Source organism: Nocardia nepalensis (assembly GCF_048910785.1).
In the GTDB taxonomy this organism is placed as follows: Bacteria; Actinomycetota; Actinomycetes; order Mycobacteriales; family Mycobacteriaceae; genus Nocardia; species Nocardia nepalensis.
In genome coordinates this window covers 897,239-916,348 of sequence record NZ_JBKBET010000020.1, presented here as the reverse complement: position 1 = coordinate 916,348, position 19,110 = coordinate 897,239, and the positions used below count along the sequence as shown (strand labels likewise).

General features: G+C 67.9%; 2 protein-coding genes. One reads left to right on the top strand and one right to left on the bottom strand.

What is annotated here, in order from left to right:
• Positions 1-11 precede the first annotated feature (11 nt).
• Complete coding sequence (locus ACHQ4I_RS15405) at positions 12-18,224, top strand: amino acid adenylation domain-containing protein (protein WP_420772385.1); 18,213 nt, start codon at positions 12-14, stop codon at positions 18,222-18,224.
• Here ACHQ4I_RS15405 and ACHQ4I_RS15400 read toward each other — a convergent pair.
• Positions 18,202-18,723: a hypothetical protein gene (locus ACHQ4I_RS15400; RefSeq protein ID WP_420772384.1), complete on the bottom strand. Its 522-nt coding sequence runs from the start codon at positions 18,721-18,723 to the stop codon at positions 18,202-18,204. The genes ACHQ4I_RS15405 and ACHQ4I_RS15400 overlap by 23 nt on opposite strands.
• Between the last annotated feature and the right edge of the window lie 387 nt (positions 18,724-19,110).

Below are 19,110 nucleotides of genomic sequence, written 5' to 3'. Positions count from 1 at the left end.
CGGAGGTCGAAATGGACCAATCGAAGAGTGGTATCGAAAGCAGCTCGGACCGGTCTAAATCGGGGCCAACCGGCTCATTCCGCTCTTCCGGAAACCGGGATTCGGGTAACGGTTCCGGCGCGCGCTCCGACGGTAACGGATCATTCGACATTCTTCCACTCACAGCGGCGCAGCGGGGAATCTGGTTTGCCCAGCATCTCGCGGAATCGTCGCCGATATCGGTCGCCCAATACGTCGAGATCGTCGGCGAGTTGGATGCGGAATTGCTTGCCGAGGCCTGCAAGACCGCCAGTCGCGAGTTCGGATCCGGACATATGCGCCTGATCGAGGTCGACGGAGAGCCACGTCAGTTCGTCGACGAGGAATATGGAGCTCAGGTGTCGGTCGTCGACTTGCGGCGGCACATCGATCCGGTTGCGACTGCGCACAAAATTATGGTTCACGATTATTCTGCTCCGCTGGACCTGCTGAATGACAACCTCATGACGAGCATTGTGTTCCAGGTCGGCGAGGACCATTTCCTGTGGTATCAGCGCGCGCACCATATCGCGCTCGACGGATTTGCCGCGGTAACAATGCTGCACCGGATTACCGAGTTGTACAACGCTTGGGTGCGGTCCGAGGAGGCGGCGCCGTGCGCGGCGCAGGACCTAGGGGACGTCGTCGAGCAGGATCTGGCGTACCGGGGTTCGGAGCGTTTCGACAACGACCGCGGCTACTGGCTGGAGCACCTGGCCGGCGCGCCTCCCGTCGTCAGCCTGGCCGGTCGCGTGGGCAAGCCCACCATTCATCCGGCGCTGGTCAGCACGGAGCTTCCAGACGCCACCGCGCAGCTATTGGAAAGCGTCGCGCTCGAGCACGGCCAGAGCGTGACTCCGGTCATCGTCGCGGCATTCGCCGCTTATCTCGCGCGGATGACCGGAAGCGATGAAGTGCTGCTGAGCCTGCCGGTTTCGGGTCGGCACTCTGCGGTGCTGCGCCGTTCCGGGGGGATGGTGGCGAATGTGGTCCCGCTGCGAGTGCGGGTCGCCGGCCGCAGCGTCGGTGAACTGATCGCCGCCGTGAAAAGCGAGTTGACGAGCGCTCTTCGGCGGCAGCGCTACCGCCAAGAGGACATATTCCACGATATGGGGATCGCGCGCGATGAGGCGGCGTCGTTCGGGCCCGCCGTGAACCTCATGATGATCGAGAACGAGGTCGTGCTGGGCGAAACGACAGGCCGCCTGAACGTCCTCACCTCGGGCCCTACCGCCGACCTCTTCGTCAACATCTATCCGGGCGCGGGCAGAGACAGTACCCATATCGACTTCCAGGGGAATCCGAATGCCTACAGCCCTGGGGAGCTCGCTGGTCACCATCGACGGTTCCGCATGTTTCTGCACGAGTTCCTCGCCGGGGGACCGGGATGCCCGGTCGGCCGACTGCCGCTGCTCGAAGTACAGGAACGCGCTGCGCTGCTGCCCGTACGGGGACCCAGCGGGGTCGAAACGCGGCTGCTTCCGGAGATCCTGACCGAGAGCGCGCGCCGGAACAGTCGTGCGTGCGCGATCGCCTCGGCCGGCCAGACGATGACCTATGGCGAGCTGGACGCCAGATCCTCCCAGCTGGCCCGGCATCTGATAGCTCTGGGTTGTGGGCCGGACACGGCGGTGGCGATCATGCTGGGACGCTCGGTCGAATTGGTCGTGGCGACATGGGCGGTCGCGAAATGCGGGGCCGCGTTTGTCCAGTTGGCCCCCGAGTACCCGTCGAAGCGGATAGCGCATATGGTCGCCGACAGCGGCGCGGCTGTGGCGATCACGGTCGAGGCCCTGCGCGGGCGGCTCCCGCTGGCGATGCGCCATGTGGTTCTGGACGACCCCGCAACCCCGGCGGAATACGACGCCGCGAGCGGGCCGATTTCCGACGATGACCGTATCCGCCCACTACGGCCGTCCAACGTCGCCTACATCACCTATACCTCGGGCTCCACCGGAGCGCCGAAAGGCGTCCAGGTCACCCACACCGGCCTCGCGAATCTCGTCGCCGACCGCGCCGCCGCGTACGGCATCGACACGGCCTCTCGCGTGTCCTATGCCCTCTCGCCCAGTTTCGACGCTTCCCTGGAACAGTTTCTGACCTGCTTCGCGAGCGGATCCACGCTGGTGATCGTGCCGCCCGAGGTGACCGCCGGTGAGCCGCTCACCCAACTGCTGGCCGATGCGCACGTGACGCATCTGACGCTGACGCCCACGATGCTGGCCACCGTGGACCCGCGTCGGACGCCCGACCTGCGGGTGGTCGTGGTCGGTGGCGACGTATGTCCACCGCACCTCATCGAGCGGTGGACACCGTCGGTGTCCATGTACAACGAATACGGTCCCACCGAATCCACCGTGACCGCCGTCGGCGCCGTGCTGCGACCCGGCCACGCCCACACGGTGGGCGGCCCGATCCGCGGGGTCTCGGCGATGGTGCTGGACCGAACGCTGCAACCGGTGCCCATGGGCACGGCGGGCGAGTTGTATCTGGCCGGGCCGGGATTGGCCCGTGGCTACAGCCATCTGTTCGTCGAAACCGCCGCCAGATTCGTCGCCGATCCGTACGGCGGCACCGGCGAGCGGATGTACCGCACCGGCGACATCGCGCGCTGGACCGGCGACGACGCCGAGATAGCGCTGGAATTGATGGGGCGCAGTGACTTCCAGGTCAAGATCCGCGGATACCGGATCGAACCGGGGGAAATCGACGCCGCGCTCACCACACACGAGGACGTGGATCTTTCCGTCACGGTGCCGGTGCAGAACAACGCCGGCACGACCGTGCTGGCGTCCTATGTTGTCCCGGTCGGCGGCCGTCGGGTCGATCCGCTCGAACTCCAGCGCTTCGCCCGCGATTCGCTGCCGCCGCATATGGTCCCGGCGGTATTCCTCTCGTTGGACAGCCTCCCGGTGAACGCCTTCGGCAAGCTCGATCGCAGCGCCTTGCCGAAGCCCGAATTCGGGACCGCGCCGGTCGGTCGGGCACCGGCCACCGCCCGGGAAAAGGCGGTCGCAAGGCTGTTCACCGAGGTGCTCGGTGTGCCTCGAGTCGGGGCGGACGACAGTTTCTTCGCCCTCGGCGGCGATAGCATTCTGTCGATCCGGCTGGTGGCGCGGGCCAAGGCCGAGGGCCTGAGCTTCTCCACACAGGATGTGTTCGTGCACAAGACCGTCGCGGGCCTGGCGGCCACGGCGACGGAGGCCGGCGATACCCCTGAGTTGGCCGAGTTGCCCGGCGGCGGCGTAGGGCCGATGCCGTTGTCGCCGATCATGCGCGCAATGCTCGATCGGGGTCATTACGACCGATTTGCGCAGGCCGCGCTCGTGCAGCTGCCCGAGGGGGTGGATCGAGCGGGTCTCGTGCGCGCGCTGGGATTCCTGCTGGACCGCCACGACATGCTGCGCGCGGTGCTGCGCGGCGGCGATTCGGTTGATCGGCACGTCGAGGTACTCGATCGGGACGCGGTCGACCCGGACGCCGTGCTCATCAATGGTCGGATCGATCGACGTGCGGCCGCCGAAGTCGACCGGCACCTGCACAGGGCCGCGGACCGATTGGACCCGGACAATGGTGTGCTCGTGCAGGCCGTCTGGATTCAGGATCGGGACGGCTCGGGACCCGACCTGATGTGGCTGGTGATCCACCATCTCGCCGTCGACGCGGTGTCGTGGCGCATCATTCTCGCCGACCTCGCGCAGGCGTGGTCGCAGGCTTGCGACGGCGGCGAACCGCATTTCGGCCCGGTCACCACCTCGTTTCGGCGGTGGGCGCACGGCCTGGTCGAGCAGGCGCCCGGCCGGCGGTCGGCGGAGCTCGAACTGTGGAAAGACATACTCGTGCGCGGCGATCAGCTGCTCGGATCGCGTCGTCTGGTCCCGGATCGTGATGTCGTGGCCACGGCGGGCCGGGTACACCAGCGCATTCCGGCGGCGGTTGCCGAGGCGGTACTCACCACCATTCCGGACCGCTTCCACTGCAGTGCCAACGATCCGCTGCTGGCGGCCCTGGTCCTGGCACTCGGTGAGTGGCGGCGCAGGCGCGGTACGGCGGTCGCCGCCGGAGAGTTGATCTCGCTGGAGGGACACGGCCGCGAGGAGGCGGCCGTACCCGGCGCCGACCTCAGCGCCACCGTTGGCTGGTTCACCACACGCTTCCCGGTCCGGATCGAATGGGACGACATCGACCTCGATGATGCGCTGGCCGGCGGCATGGGCGCGGGACTGGCGATAAAGCAGGTGAAGGAGCAGCTGCGCGCGGTGCCCGGCAACGGCATCGGCTATCAGATGCTGCGTCATCTCGATTCCCAGGGCGGCGCCGAGCTCGCGGACCTGCCCGAACCCCAGATCAGTTTCAACTACCTCGGACGGGTGGGTTTCGGTGAACGCTCGGGGCCCTGGGCACCCACCACCGAATTCACCGCACTGACCGCGACGAGCGATCCGGGGATGGCGCTGTCGGCCGTGCTCGATATCAATGCGATCGCCGAGGAAGGTCGCGACGGGCTCGAACTCGACGCGACCTGGGAGTTCGCCTCGCAGGTATTGGGCGTTGCGGAGGTCGACGAGCTCGCCGGGCTGTGGGCCAGAGCGCTGGGGGCGCTCGCCGATCACGTCCGATCCGAGACCGCGTACGGCTTCACGCCATCCGACTTCCCGCTCACCGCGGTATCGCAGGACGATGTCGACCACTGGCTGCGGGAGTACCCGTCGATGACCGATGTGTGGCCACTCACCGCCCTGCAGTCCGGGCTGCTGTTCCACACGATCTACGACCGGGACGGCGTCGACGGCTACATCGTGCAGGCGGCGCTGACTTTTGCCGGGCAGCTGGATGGGGAGCGGATGCGGCGGGCCGCGCAGGTGCTCATCGATCGACACGACAGCCTGCGGACCGCGTTCGTCGAGAGTGACGATGGGCCTCGTCAGATCCTGTTGCGCGACACCAGGGTCGATTGGGCCGAGTCGAGTATCACCGATATCAGCGATGTCGGTGAGCAGGCGGCAGCCCTTCGACGACTCGCGACGGCGGCCGCGGCTCCGTTCGACCCGGCCCGCCCGCCGCTGGTGCGTTTCCACCTCGTGCGCACCGGCGTCGATATGTTCCAGTTGCTGGTCACCAACCACCACCTCGTGCTGGACGGTTGGTCGATGCCCCTGCTGATCCACGAGTTGCTCTCGTTGTACGTATCCGATTGCGATACCGCCGAACTCGCGCCCCCGCGTTCGTACCGAGAGTATCTGCAGTGGCTGCAGGCTCAGGATCGCGACGCCGCGACCGCCGCGTGGCGGGAGATGCTCGCCGGAATCGACGGTCCGACGCGGGTCACGAGCGGGCCGGATCGGACCGTCACCGCGCACGCCGACGAAGTCGGCCTGAATCTGGACGCCGCGACCACCGCCGCGATTCTCGATCTGGGCCGCTCGCACGGCGTCACTGCCAATACGGCCCTACAGGTGGCGTGGGCATTGCTGGTGGCGGTGCTGACCGGACGGTCGGACGTGGTGTTCGGCAATACGGTGTCGCACCGTCCGCCGCGAATTCCCGATGTCGAGCGCATGGTCGGGCTCCTGGTCAACACGCTGCCCGTCCGAGTCCGGCTCGAACCCGACGAAACCATCGGCGACCTGCTCGTCCGCGTGCAATCCGAGCAGGTCGCGATGCTGGATCACCAACACATCGGCTTGGCGGAGCTGCAACGGGCCGCCGGTATCACCGATATGTTCGACACCGCGACGGTCCTCGAGTCCTATCCACTCGACCGGGAACTGTTGGCACGCGATCTCTCCGACGCCGGATTGCGGCTCGTCGACATCGACGCACACGATGCCACGCCGTATCCGCTGAGTTTGCAGGTGACCCCGCCGCGGTCGAGTCGCGACGGACGGCCGGACACCGACGAGCCCGGCACCTACACGGTGACGCTGAAATTCGCCACCGACCGCTTCGATTCCGACGCTGCCCGCACACTGCTCGAACGATTCGAATTGCTGCTCACCCAGATCGTCAGCGATCCCGCCCGGAAGGTCGCCGCGATCTCCTCCTGCTGGGATTGCGAACGCGCGGAACTGCTTTCGGTCGGCGGCGCGGAGCCGGCGGCGGAGCTCGTGCTCCGCGACATCCTGACGGGGACCGCGCGCAGGTATCCGGATGCCGTGGCGCTGCGGTGCGGCGACACTACGTGGACCTATCGTGAGCTGGAGCATCGCGCCGACGGGTTCGCTCGCCTGCTGGTCGGCCATGGTGCTCGCGCCGAGTCGATCGTCGCAGTGGCGGTGCCCCGTTCGGCCGAACTGGTCGTTGCGATCTGGGCGGTGGCGAAAACAGGTGCCGCCTTCCTGCCGTTGGATCCCGGCACTCCCGCCGCGCGGATCGGGGAGTTGCTGGCCGACTCGCGGACTGGTCTAGGCGTGACGAACAGTGCTGTGGCACAGCAGCTTCCGGATACGGTCGACTGGTTGATGCTGGATGCTTCGGCTTCGGATACCGGTCTACCTCGTCCGTCCGGTGTCCCGGCCGGGGCCGACCGGCTGTCGGCCGACAATGCGGCATATGTGATCTACACGTCCGGATCGACCGGCAAGCCGAAGGCGGTCCACCTCAGTCATCGAGGTCTGGCCGACCTTGTCGCGGCGCATGTCGATGCCTTCGGTGTGGGTACGGATTCGGTGGTGTTGCAGGTCGCGTCGCCAGGATTCGACGCCTGCTTGTCGGAATTGCTGCTGGCGCACGGCAGTGGCGCCTGTCTCGTGGTGGCGCCGCCGCAGGTGTACGGCGGGACGGACCTGGAGGAATTGCTTCGGTCGCAGCAGGTTTCGCATGCGATCCTCACCCCGTCGGTGCTGAACACCATGGATCCGTCCCGGACGCCGTCGTTGACATCGCTCGCGGTCGTCGGCGAAGCGACCGGGCCGGAAACCGTGAACCGGTGGGGTCCCGGGCGACAGCTGATGAATCATTACGGGCCGACCGAGTGCACGATCTGGGCGACGGGGTCCGATGCCCTGGTACCCGGCGAGCCGGTGACGATCGGTGGCCCGATCCGAGGCGCGTCCGCCATGGTTCTCGACACGTGGCTGCGACCGGTGCCGGTCGGTGTCGCGGGCGAACTCTATATCGGTGGGCCCGGACTCGCCCGCGGCTACGTCGATCGACCGGGCGTGACCGCGTCGCGCTTCGTGGCGGATCCGCGATCCACCCGCGGCGAGCGGATCTACCGCACCGGTGATTGCGTGCGCTGGGTGCGCGGACGCGCCGGGTTGGCATTGGAATACCTGGGCCGCTCCGATCAACAGGTCAAGATTCACGGCCTGCGGATCGAGCTGGGGGAAATCGATGCCCGTGTGGCCCGGCATCCGGAGGTAGCGAGCGTCGCCACCGTTGCGGTGAAAGGCCCTGCCGGCGAACCGGTTCTGGTGTCCTATGTCGTCGCCGCGCCGGGCGCCGCCGTAGATGTGGCGGCACTCGGCGACGATCTCGCGGGCAGGCTACCTCGCTATATGAATCCCGCGGCGATCGTGCGGCTCGAGGAGATGCCGTGTACGCCTACCGGAAAGATCGATCGGAAAGCATTGCAGCAGCGCGCCTTCGAGTCCGACGGCGCACCTGGCAGACCGCCGTCGACGCATGCGGAGCAGGTGGTGGCGAAACTCTTCGCCGATGTGCTCCATCTCGAAACCGTATCCGCCGATAGCAACTTCTTCGCGCTCGGCGGGGACAGCATCGTCTCGATGCGGCTGGTGGCTCTGGCGAGATCCGCCGGACTCACGCTCACGCCGCGAGATGTATTCGAAGGCAAGACCGTTGCCGCCCTCGCCGCGATGGCGGGCGATGCTGCGGCCGCGGTGGCAATCGAGGAACCCCCTCGACGCCCGACGGCGGATCGCGCCTCGGATTCTCCGCTCGTCGCGCTCACCCAACAGGACATCGATCGGCTCGAGCGGCAGTACCGGGGCCTGTCCGACGTATGGCCATTGTCGCCCATGCAATCCGGCGTGCACTTCCACTCGACCTTCGACCCGGATGCCGTGGACAACTACACCGTCCAGACGATGATCGGATTTTCCGGCGCGGTCGACGGTGAGCGCCTGCGACGTGCCGCTCAGGCCGTGGTCGACCGGCACGATATCCTGCGGGCCGCCTTTGTGGAGACCTCGGCCGGGCCGTGCCAGATCGTGCTGGACCATGCCGAGATCGGGTTCCGGGAGATCGATCTCGCCGGTGGGGGCAATGGGCAATCCCCGGCCGACCCAGCATCGATTGCCGCGGCGGACGCGGCGGCGGGATTCGATCTGTCGGCTCCGCCGCTGCTGCGCTTCACGCTGATCCGTCTCGATTCGGGGTCCTTCCGGCTGCTCGTCACGAATCACCATGTGATCCTGGACGGCTGGTCGATGCCGCTGCTGATGCGAGAAGTGCTCGACTACTACGGATCTCCCGCACATATCGACTCCGCCGGACCCGCGCCCTCCTACCGCGACTATTTGTCCTGGCTGGGTCGGCAGGACAGCGCCGCATCCAAAGCGGCATGGGCGCAAGCCTTTTCGGATGTCGACGCACCCACCCGGGTGTCCCGCGCCGCCGGTGCGACGGGGTCGGTATCCGCCGCCGAGGTCGGGGCCGAGCTGACGGCGGATCGTTTCGGAGAACTCCGTCGAGTGGCGGCGCAGGCGGCCGTCACCATCAACACGGCCGTCGCCGCGGCCTGGGCCCTGAATCTGCGCATACTGACCGGTGAGACCGATGTGATCTTCGGCTCCTCGGTGTCGGGCCGGCCCCCGGAGTTGCCGCTGGTCGATCAGACGCTCGGCATGTTCCTGAATACGATTCCGGTGCGAGTCCCGCTCGAACCCACAATGACGGTGCGCGAGTTGCTGACCGGCATTCAGGCGCGGCATGCCCGCATGCTGGATCATCACCATATCGGCCTACCCGAGATCCACCGCAGCGTCGGCCTGCCCGAACTCTTCGACACCGCCATCACCTTCCAGTCGTTCCCCGTCGACCGGACGGCACTGCAGCAGCTCGTCGATTCGGCGGGCCTGCGGGTGGACGAACTCAGCGGTGTGGACGCGACGCCGTACCCGCTGAGCCTGATCGTGGAACCGAAGCAGTCCGAGCACGGTGCGGCACAGGGACTGCGGATCACCCTCCGATTCCACGACCGTGAATTCGACACCGCGTCGGCGCGCCGCATCCTCGACCGCTTCGTCGAGTTGCTGTGCCGGATCGCCGCCAACGCCGACGTGCGGCTGGTCGAGCTGGCGCTCGATGAGGAACCGGGGCCGGCGTGGCCGGTTTCGAGTGCCCGAGCCGCGATCCCGGATACGTTGGACCGGATACTCGCCGCTTCCGCCGCCGCCGAACCCGACGCGATCGCCGTGCGGTGCGGCACGGCCGCCATGACCTACCGGCAGCTCGACGAGCGATCCGAACGTCTGGCTCGGATCCTGCTGCGCCGTGGCGCCCGACGGGGACAGGTCGTCGCCTCCGTGCTTCCGCGATCCCTGGCGGCGACGGTCACCCTGTGGGCCGTGGCGAAGACCGGTGCCGCATTCCTGCCGATCGATCCGACCCTGCCGGCGGAGCGGATCGAATTTCTGCTGTCGGACTCGAAAACCGTGCTCGGGCTGACCGATACGTCCGCCGGGAAGCGTCCGCCCGATGGCGTCGACTGGCTGATCCTCGACGAGGAGCAGACGCTCGGCGCCGTGGACTCGGTTGCGGCCATGCCGATCACCGATGCCGAACGCGGCGGACCGATTCGGCGGGGCCAGACCGCATACGTGAGCTACACCTCCGGGTCGACCGGAACGCCCAAGGGCGTGCTCGTCAGTCATCGCGGCCTGGCCGATATCGTCGCGGCACAGCGGCGAATATTCGGCGTCGACCCGATGTCGGTGGTCCTGCAGGTCGCCTCGCCCAGCTTCGACGCCTCGGTGTTCGAGTTGTTGATGGCGCACGGCTCGGGCGGCCGGCTGGTCGTATCGCCTGCCGATGTCTACGCCGGCCCCGAGCTGGCGGATCTGATCGGGCGCGAACGTATTTCGCATGCCGTCGTGACCCCCTCGGCGCTGGCGACGGTCCCGTGCGACGGTCTCGACGGGCTGCGCGTGCTGGCAACCGCCGGTGAGCCGGTCGGGCCGGAACTGGTCGATCGGTGGGCGCCGCATCGCACCATGGTCAATCTCTACGGGCCGAGCGAAAGCACGATCTGGGCTACCGCAAGCGATGCACTGGCGCCCGGTGCCGCGATCACGATCGGCAGGCCGGTCGGCGCCGTCGCGGCCGTGGTCCTGGATACCTGGTTGCGGCCCGTGCCACACGGTGTCGCGGGCGAGCTGTACCTGTTCGGCGCCGGCCTGGCCGATGGGTACGTCGCCAGGATGGGGTTGACCGCGGCGGGGTTCGTCGCATGCCCGTTCGGGGAGCCGGGTCAGCGCATGTACCGCACCGGTGACGTGGTGCGCCGCAGCGCCGATGGCGAGATGGAGTTCTTGGGGCGCAACGATTTTCAGGTGAAGGTGCGCGGCACCAGGGTCGAGCTGGGGGAGATCGACGCGGTGCTGGGTGCGCGTGCGGATGTGGCATACGCGGTCACCGTGCCGCGCGGCGACGACGGGCGGCCGGTGCTGCTGGTGTCCTATGTCGTGCCTGCGACCGGGATGGAGCTATCGGGCGCGGAGTTGCGTTCGGCGCTGGCCGAGGCGTTGCCCGGGTACATGGTGCCGTCCGCGGTCATGGTGCTGGACGAGGTGCCGCTGACCGCCAACGGGAAACTGGATCGCGAGCGGTTGCCCGAGCCGATTGCCGCCGCGCGAGAGTTCAGGGCGCCCGCGCCGGGATTAGAAGAAATGGTCGCGCGAACATTCGAGCAGGTGCTCGATGTGGACCGGGTGGGAGTCGACGACGACTTCTTCGCACTGGGCGGCGATTCGCTGAGCGCGTCGCTGGTGGTGGGGCGCATAGGTGCGGCCCTGGACGTGCGAGTGCCGGTGCGGTCGGTTTTCGAGGCGCCGACAGTCGGCGGATTGGCCGCACTCGCGAGGACACTCAACGGTGGCGCCCGGCTGCCCCTGCTGCCGGGCGTGCGGCCCGACCCGGTACCGCTGTCGCTCGCGCAGCAGCGGATGTGGTTCCTGAACCGGTTCGAGCCGGACACTGCGGCGTACAACATTCCGGTGATGCTGCGGTTGTCGGGACGGCTGGACACCGAAGCGCTGGCGGCCGCGCTCGCAGATGTGGTCGCGCGTCACGAAGTATTGCGGACGATATATCCGGAAATCTCCGGTGAGCCGCGGCAGGTCGTTCTCGACGAGCCCGTGGTGCCGGTGGAGCCGGTGCGGATACCGGCGGATTCGGTCCCGGATGTGGTGGGCGAGTTCGTGCGGCGCGGATTCGATGTGACTGCCGCAGTGCCGATGCGAGTGGGATTGTTCGAGCTCGGCGCCGAGCGCGACAGTGACACCGGAGAATTCCTGCTGGTGCTGGTCGTCCATCACATCGCCGGCGATGGTCAGTCGATGGGGCCACTGGCGCGTGACGTGATGGTGGCCTATGCCACGCGACTGGCCGGGCACGCGCCGGAATGGGAGCCTCTCGCTGTGCAGTACGCGGATTTCGCGTGGTGGCAGCGGCAGATGCTGGGGGCCGCCGACGATCCGACCTCGTTGATGTCCGCGCAGCTGGAGTTCTGGCGCTCGACGCTCGCGGGCGCACCGGACCGGCTGGAACTACCGACGGACCGACCACGCCCGCCCGTCGCATCGCTGTCGGGAGGCCGGGTACCGGTGCGCATCGGTGCGCGGCTGCACGAGCGGCTGCTCATGCTGGCACGGTCGCGGGGGTCGTCACTGTTCATGGTGATACATGCGGCGCTGGCAACGGTATTGGGGCGGCTCAGTGCCAGCGATGACGTGGTGATCGGCACCCCGGTCGCGGGCCGGGGCGAGCCCGGCCTGGACGATCTGGTGGGGATGTTGGTGAACACGCTGGCATTGCGGACCCGGGTGGATACGGGCGAGCCGTTCGCCGAGTTGCTGATGCGCACCCGGGAGACGGACCTGCTGGCGTTCGAGCACGCGGACGTGCCGTTCGAGCGGGTTGTGGAGGAGTTGAACCCGGAGCGATCGGCGGCGCGGCATCCGCTGTTCCAGGTGGCCCTGGCGTTCCAGAACGTGTCGACGGTCGATGTGGCGCTGCCCGACGTCCGGATCGCGCGGGCGGATGTGGATACCGGGGCGAGCCAGTTCGACCTGCAGCTGGTGTTATCCGATTCATTCGGCAATACCGGTGTGGCGCAAGGCATCTCGGGCATGATGAGTTATGCGCGGGATCTGTTCGACGAGGCGACCGCGGCGGGAATCGTGCGACGGCTGGTGCGGGTACTGGAAGCCGTCGCCGATGATCCGGCCGTAGTGGTCGGGGATATCGACTGGCTGGAAGCCGACGAGCGCGCGATGCTCACGTCGCGGGTGGGGGCACATGCCGTGGCGGCGCTGGAGCCGTCCGGATTGCTGCCGGAGGTGTTCGCCTCGGCCGTCCGGGACAACCGCGACGGTATCGCCGTGGTCTCGGGGGCTGCCACGTTGTCGTATGCACAGCTGGACGAGCGATCGAACCGGCTGGCGAGGTTGCTGATCCGCCGTGGCGCGGGACCGGAGTGTCCGGTGCTGGTGGCGGCGGCGCGGTCGATGGAGTCCGTCGTCGCGTGGTGGGCGGTGGTGAAGTCGGGTGCGGCGTACGTGCCGGTGGACCCCAGCTATCCCGAGGGCCGAATCGAGCAGATGGTGTCGGATTCGGGTGCGGCGCTGGGCGTGACGGTGTCGTCGGCGCGGGCCGAGATGCCCGATTCGGTGGAGTGGATCGTGCTCGACGACGCGGCCGTCGCCGCCCGGATCGACGGGTTGGCGAGCGGCCCGGTCGGTGATGACGAGCGGCTGCGACCGCTGCGGGCCTCGAACATTGCCTACGTGGTCTTCACCTCCGGATCCACCGGGGTGCCGAAGGGCGTCGCCGTCACACATTCCGGCATCGCCGACTTCGTCTCGGCGCTACGCGCCGACCCCGAGCTCCGGCACACGTCCAGGGTGTTGCATTTCGCGTCGCCGTCGTTCGACGCCGCCCTGCTGGAGACCCTGATGGCGGTCAGCCGGGCCGGTGCGCTGATCGTGGCGCCGACGCGGATCTACGGCGGCGGTGAGTTGGCCGAACTCCTGCGCGCGCAGCGGGTTACCCACGCCTTCATGACCCCGGCCGCGCTCGCGTCGGTGGATCCGGCCGGGCTGGACGACTTGCGGGTGGTGATGTCCGGTGGTGACGAGGTCCCGGCGGATCTGGTGAATCGGTGGGCGGGCACCGACTTCGCCGGCGCCCGGACGTTCCGGGAGCTGTACGGGCCGACCGAGGTCACGATGGTCGCGACGGCGACGGGTGAGCTGCGGCCTGGTGACCGGCCGACGATCGGTGCCCCGCTGCAGGGCGTACAGGCGCTGGTCTTGGATGCCCGGCTGCAGCCGGTGCCCGTCGGGGTGGCCGGAGAGTTGTATCTGGCGGGCCCGGCGCTGGCGCGCGGGTACCTCGACATGGCGGCTACGAGTGCGGCGCGGTTCGTGGCGCATCCGTTCGGGGAACCGGGACGCCGCATGTACCGCACCGGTGATGTGGTGCGCTGGAATACCGACGGTGCCCTGGAGTTCTTGGGGCGCAACGATTTCCAGGTGAAAATCCGTGGCTACCGGGTCGAGCTGGGCGAGATCGACGCGGTGCTGAGCGCGCGGGCGGAGGTGGCATACGCGGTCACGATGCCGTGGCATGCGGGCACGGGTCCGGCGCAGTTGGTGTCCTATGCGGTACCCGAAACCGGGGCGAGTCTCTCGGGCGAGGAGTTGCGGGCGGCGTTGGCCGAGATGCTGCCGTCGTACCTGGTGCCCGCCGCGGTGATGATCCTCGACGCCATCCCCCTGTCGCCGAATGGCAAGCTCGACCGCGCGGCCCTGCCCGCACCCGTCGTCCAGGCCAAGCGATTCCGGGCCCCGGGGTCACCGGTGGAGGAAATAGTGGCCGGTGTATTCGCCGACCTCCTCGGCATCGGCGGTCCGGTGGGCGCCGACGACGACTTTTTCGAACTCGGTGGCAACAGCCTGGTGGCCACCCGCGTGGCCGCGCGGATCGGTGCCGCGCTCGACGCGACCGTCCCGGTGTCGATGATCTTCGAGGCGCCGACGGTCGCGAGGTTGGCCGCGCGCGCCGAATCGCAGGCCGACACCGGTCGGGTGGCGCTGACCGCACAGCCACGGCCGCAGCGAATTCCGCTGTCGTACGCACAGCAGCGGATGTGGTTCCTGAACCGGCTCGAGCCCGACTCGGCCGCCTACAGCATTCCGATCGTGCTGCGGCTGTCCGGACAGCTGGATCTGGACGCGCTGCGCGCGGCCATCGAGGATGTGCTGAACCGGCACGAGGTGCTGCGGACCGTATACCCGTATGCCGAGGGCGAGCCGTCGCAAGTCGTCCTCCCCGCCGCCGAGGCGATCGCGCCGATCACCGTGACCCCGGTCGCGGAACCGGAACTGGCCGAGTCGTTGTCGGCGTTCGTCTCGACGGTGTTCGATGTGACGGTCGAGGCGCCGGTGCGGGTGCGGTTGTTCGAACTCGGGCAGGCCGAGTGGGTGCTGGCCGTGGTGGCGCACCACATTTCCTGCGACGGGTCGTCGCTGGGCCCGCTGGCACGGGACATGATGACGGCGTACACCGCACACCTGCTCGGGCAGCCACTGAGCTGGCCGCTGCTGCCGATCCAGTACGCCGACTACGCGATCTGGCAGCGCACCGTGCTGGGGACCGAAGACGATCCCGAATCGCTGCTGCGCGCCCAGATCGACTACTGGACACTCGAATTGGCGGAGCTCCCGGTTTTGCTGGAGCTGCCGACCGACCGACCGCGTCCGCCCATGCAGACCTATGCGGGCGCGAGCGTGCCGATAACCGTCGGTGCCGATCTGCACGCGGGATTGCAGCGGGTCGCGCGAGCGCACAACACGTCGCTGTTCATGGTCTTCCACGCTGCGCTGGCGGCCACGCTGGCCCGGCTGGCCGGTACCGACGATATAGCGATCGGCACTCCGTATGCCGGACGCGGCGAGCCCGAACTCGACGATCTGGTCGGGATGTTCGTCAATACCCTGGTGCTGCGGACCCGGTTGACCCCGGGGATGACGTTCACCCAGCTGCTCGAGCACGTGCGCGGGACCGATCTGGCCGCGTTCGGGCACGCCGATGTTCCGTTCGAGCGGCTGGTGCAGGAGCTGAACCCGGTGCGGTCGCACGCCCACCATCCACTGTTCCAGGTGATGCTGGCATTCCAGAACGTCGCCAGGGCCCAGTTCGAACTTCCGGGACTCTCGGTGTCGGCCGTGACGGCCGACACCGACACCGCACTGTTCGATCTGCAGATCGCGGTGTCGGATTCCTACGACTCCGCCGGTGCCCCGGCCGGCATCAGCGGCGCGGTGACCTACGCGAGCGACCTGTTCGACGCGCCGACAGTGACCGCGATCGTCGATCGCCTGCTGCGGCTGCTCGACGCGCTGGCGACCGATTCGGCACAGCCGGTGCACGAGGTGGATCTGCTCGCCGCCGATGAACGGAAAGCCGTTCTCACACAGTGGAATTCGACCGACCGCAGGCTCCCTCCCGGCGAGACGCTCGCCTCGCTCTTCGCCCACTCCGTGCGGGCGCATGCGGACCGGCCCGCGCTGATATCCGGCGAACAGTCGCTGACCTATGCGGAATTCGCGTCTCGCGTATACCGATTGGCGCGCTGGTTGATCTCCCGTGGAGTGGGTCCGGAGTCGTTGGTGGCGCTGCGCATGCGGCGTTCACTGGACCAGGTCACCGCCGTGTACGCGGTGCACGCCGCCGGCGGTGGGTATGTGCCGGTCGATCCGGACCTTCCGGACGACCGCATCGCGTACATGATCTCGATCGCCGCGCCGGTGCTGGAGCTGTCGACCCTCGATGGGCTGGAGCTGTCCGGATTCGATGACGCGCCGGTCACCGACGCCGATCGGCTCGCACCGCTGCGACCGCACAACATCGCGTACGTGCTCTTCACTTCGGGTTCGACCGGGCGGCCGAAAGGTGTTGCGGTATTGCATGGTTCGGTGGTGAACCAGGTGCGGTGGGTCAACGAGACCTACGCGCTGACACCGAATGACGTAGTGCTGCACAAGTCCCCGGCCACATTCGACATGTCGGTGTGGGAGCTGTTCGCGACACTGGCGATGGGGGCGCGGCTGGTGATCACCCGCGCCGACCGCCATACCGACCTGGCGTATCTCGCGGAAACCATTGCCACCCAGCGGGTTACGATCACCGCGTTCGTGCCGTCGATGATGGCGGTATTCGCGGACGCGGCGGACGCGGAATCGGTTGAGTCGGTGCGGACGCTCCTGGTGGGCGGTGAGGCATTCGGCCCCGAGGTGGTGGCCGCGGTGCGGCGAATAGCGCCCGAGGTCGAGTTGCACAATCTGTACGGGCCGACCGAGTTCACCGTGTGCGCGACCGCGCATCGGGTGACCGAGGCCGACAGCGGGGCCATGCCGATGGGCACACCGGTGTGGAACGCGCGGGCATACGTCCTCGACAACCGGTTACATCCGGTACCGCCCGGTGTCGCTGGGGAGCTGTACCTGGCGGGCGCCCAGCTCGCGCGCGGCTATCAGTCACGTCCGGGCCTCACCGCGGAACGGTTCGTGCCCGACCCGTACGCCGACGGCCGGCGCATGTACCGCACCGGCGACTTGGTGCGCTGGCGCCATACCGGCGAATTGGAATATCTGGGCCGCACCGATTTCCAGGTGAAGCTGCGCGGCCTGCGTATCGAACTCGGTGAAATCGAGGCGGTACTCGCCGAGCACCCGAGCGTCGCCCGGGCGATCGCCGTGGTGCGCTCCTCCGGTGCGGTGGACCATCTCGTCGGCTACCTGGTGCCCGCCGCGGGCGCCACGGTCGACACTGCGGCGGTCTTGGCGTACGCGGCCACCGAACTGCCCGACTACATGGTGCCCACCACGGTGATGGTGCTCGACACGGTGCCCCTCACCGCGTCGGGCAAGCTGGACCGCACGCGGCTACCGGAGCCGGTGCTCGCGATCGGGGAGTTCAGGGAGCCCTCGTCGTGGCTGGAAGGGGAGGTTGCGCGGGCCTTCGGGGCGGTACTCGGCGTGGATCGGGTGGGCGCGGACGACGACTTCTACGCATTGGGTGGTAATTCGCTGAAATCGGTGCAAGTGGTGAGCGAGTTGCGCAAGGAACTCGACTACGAGGTTCCGATCAGCTGGATGATGTCGGATCCCTGTCCGGCCGATCTGGCGAAGCGGATCGAATCCGGAATGCGCTCCGGTTCCGCCGTCGACGGGACCGATATCGGCTTCGACGTGCTGCTACCGATTCGGACCGGCGGTGAGCGACCACCACTGTTCTGTATCCACCCGGCCTTGGGGCTGTCGTGGTGTTACCAGACACTCGACCGGTACCTGTCCGACGGTCGACCGATCTACGGCATTCAGGCGCCACAAATCGGCGGCGAGGTCCCCGGTCCGACGTCGATCGAGGAAATGGCCGAACGCTACTTCGATGAGATTCGCGCGGTTCAGCCACACGGCCCCTATCACCTCCTCGGCTGGTCGCTGGGTGGTGCGATCGCCCACGCCATTGCCGTCGAGATGCGCGCCGCCGGTGAACAGGTCGGGCTACTGGCACTGTTGGATGCTGAGGTCGGCGGTGTCGACGAGTCGACGCTCTACGCCGTCACGGCCGGAGAACTGATCAGCAATCTCGGCCCGGTGATGGGTGTCGATTTCGTGAGCCCCGATGCGACCGCCGAGGAGGCCGCCGACCTGATCGAACGGCATCTGGGGGGCAGCCTCGGCATCGACGCCGCAAGGATCGAGCGCCTGACCGACGCCTACAACCTGGCGATCCGGGCAGCCAGTGGGTGGCGGCCGGCGGTCTTGGACAGCGACATGCTCTATTTCACCGCGACACGTGAAAGGCGAGCCGATGCCGTGGGTCACGAGGGATGGGCGCAGGTGGTCCGCGGGCAGATTTCGAATTTCGACATCGATGCGGCCCACCTCGGGATGACCGAACCGGGTGCGGTTGCTCAGATCGCCCGGATTCTCAATGCCCGACTGGAGCGTTGACCGCGTCGTATCGCGGCGACGGGGTGGCCGCGCCGGACCCATCGGTTCGGCCGTCCGCTTGCGGCGGGGGCGTGTTGATGCCCACTATTGCCCCGACCGACGCCCCGAGCGCCCCACCGAGCAGGGCGGCAGGTATGGCAACGACGGCGACGCCGACGGCCGCGCCGAGGAGCGGGCCCACAACCCAGCCGGTCGGCAGGAATGGCGTACCGACGACGAACCCGGCGGCCGCGCCGATCATGGCGGCGCCAATCGCGACGGGCGCGGCCACTCCCGCGCCGATGCCAGCGCCGATTGCCGCACCGACGCCCGCGTCGACGGCGGTGATGATGCACGTGGCGGGATCTACCGGGACCTGCGCGCAGAACGCCTGGATCGGCTGCTGATCCGCGGCCGGGGGTGAGTCCGGCGCGTCCACCATTCGGATCCAATTTCCGGCGGTGAGCGGATTCGTCGGGAACGGACGTTGCGCCTGCTGCGTGAGCGATAGCCAGTCCACTGTCGTAGCTGGCGTGGCAGGTGCCCGCGCCGTATCACTCGGGGATGCGCCAGCTACTCCGGTTCCGAGAACGACCGCAAGTGGCAACATGCTCGCAATCAATATCGGACGTGATCCGCGCCAACGACCGGCTTCCGGCATTCCGCACCTCCTGGACGTCTACCTCAGCACTTCCGACCTCGAATATTTGTCGCATATTGCGGCGCAGACAGCTTAAGCGGCCGACGCGGGCGGAGCAGGGAGAACCGTCGAATTCTGTGCGCGTCGAGCAAATCTATGGCTATGCCTAACGCGGGCGATGATGTCGCGGGTTCAGTCGCCGACCCGCTGCATTTCGACGATCCCGCGGCTGGTCCCGCGACACGGGTCGTTCTTGTCGAGGCCCCT

Coding starts and splice junctions, on each gene's coding strand:
- ACHQ4I_RS15405 (WP_420772385.1), top strand. CDS start 12: ATGGACCAATCGAAGAGTGGTATCGAAAGCAGCTCGGACCGGTCTAAA.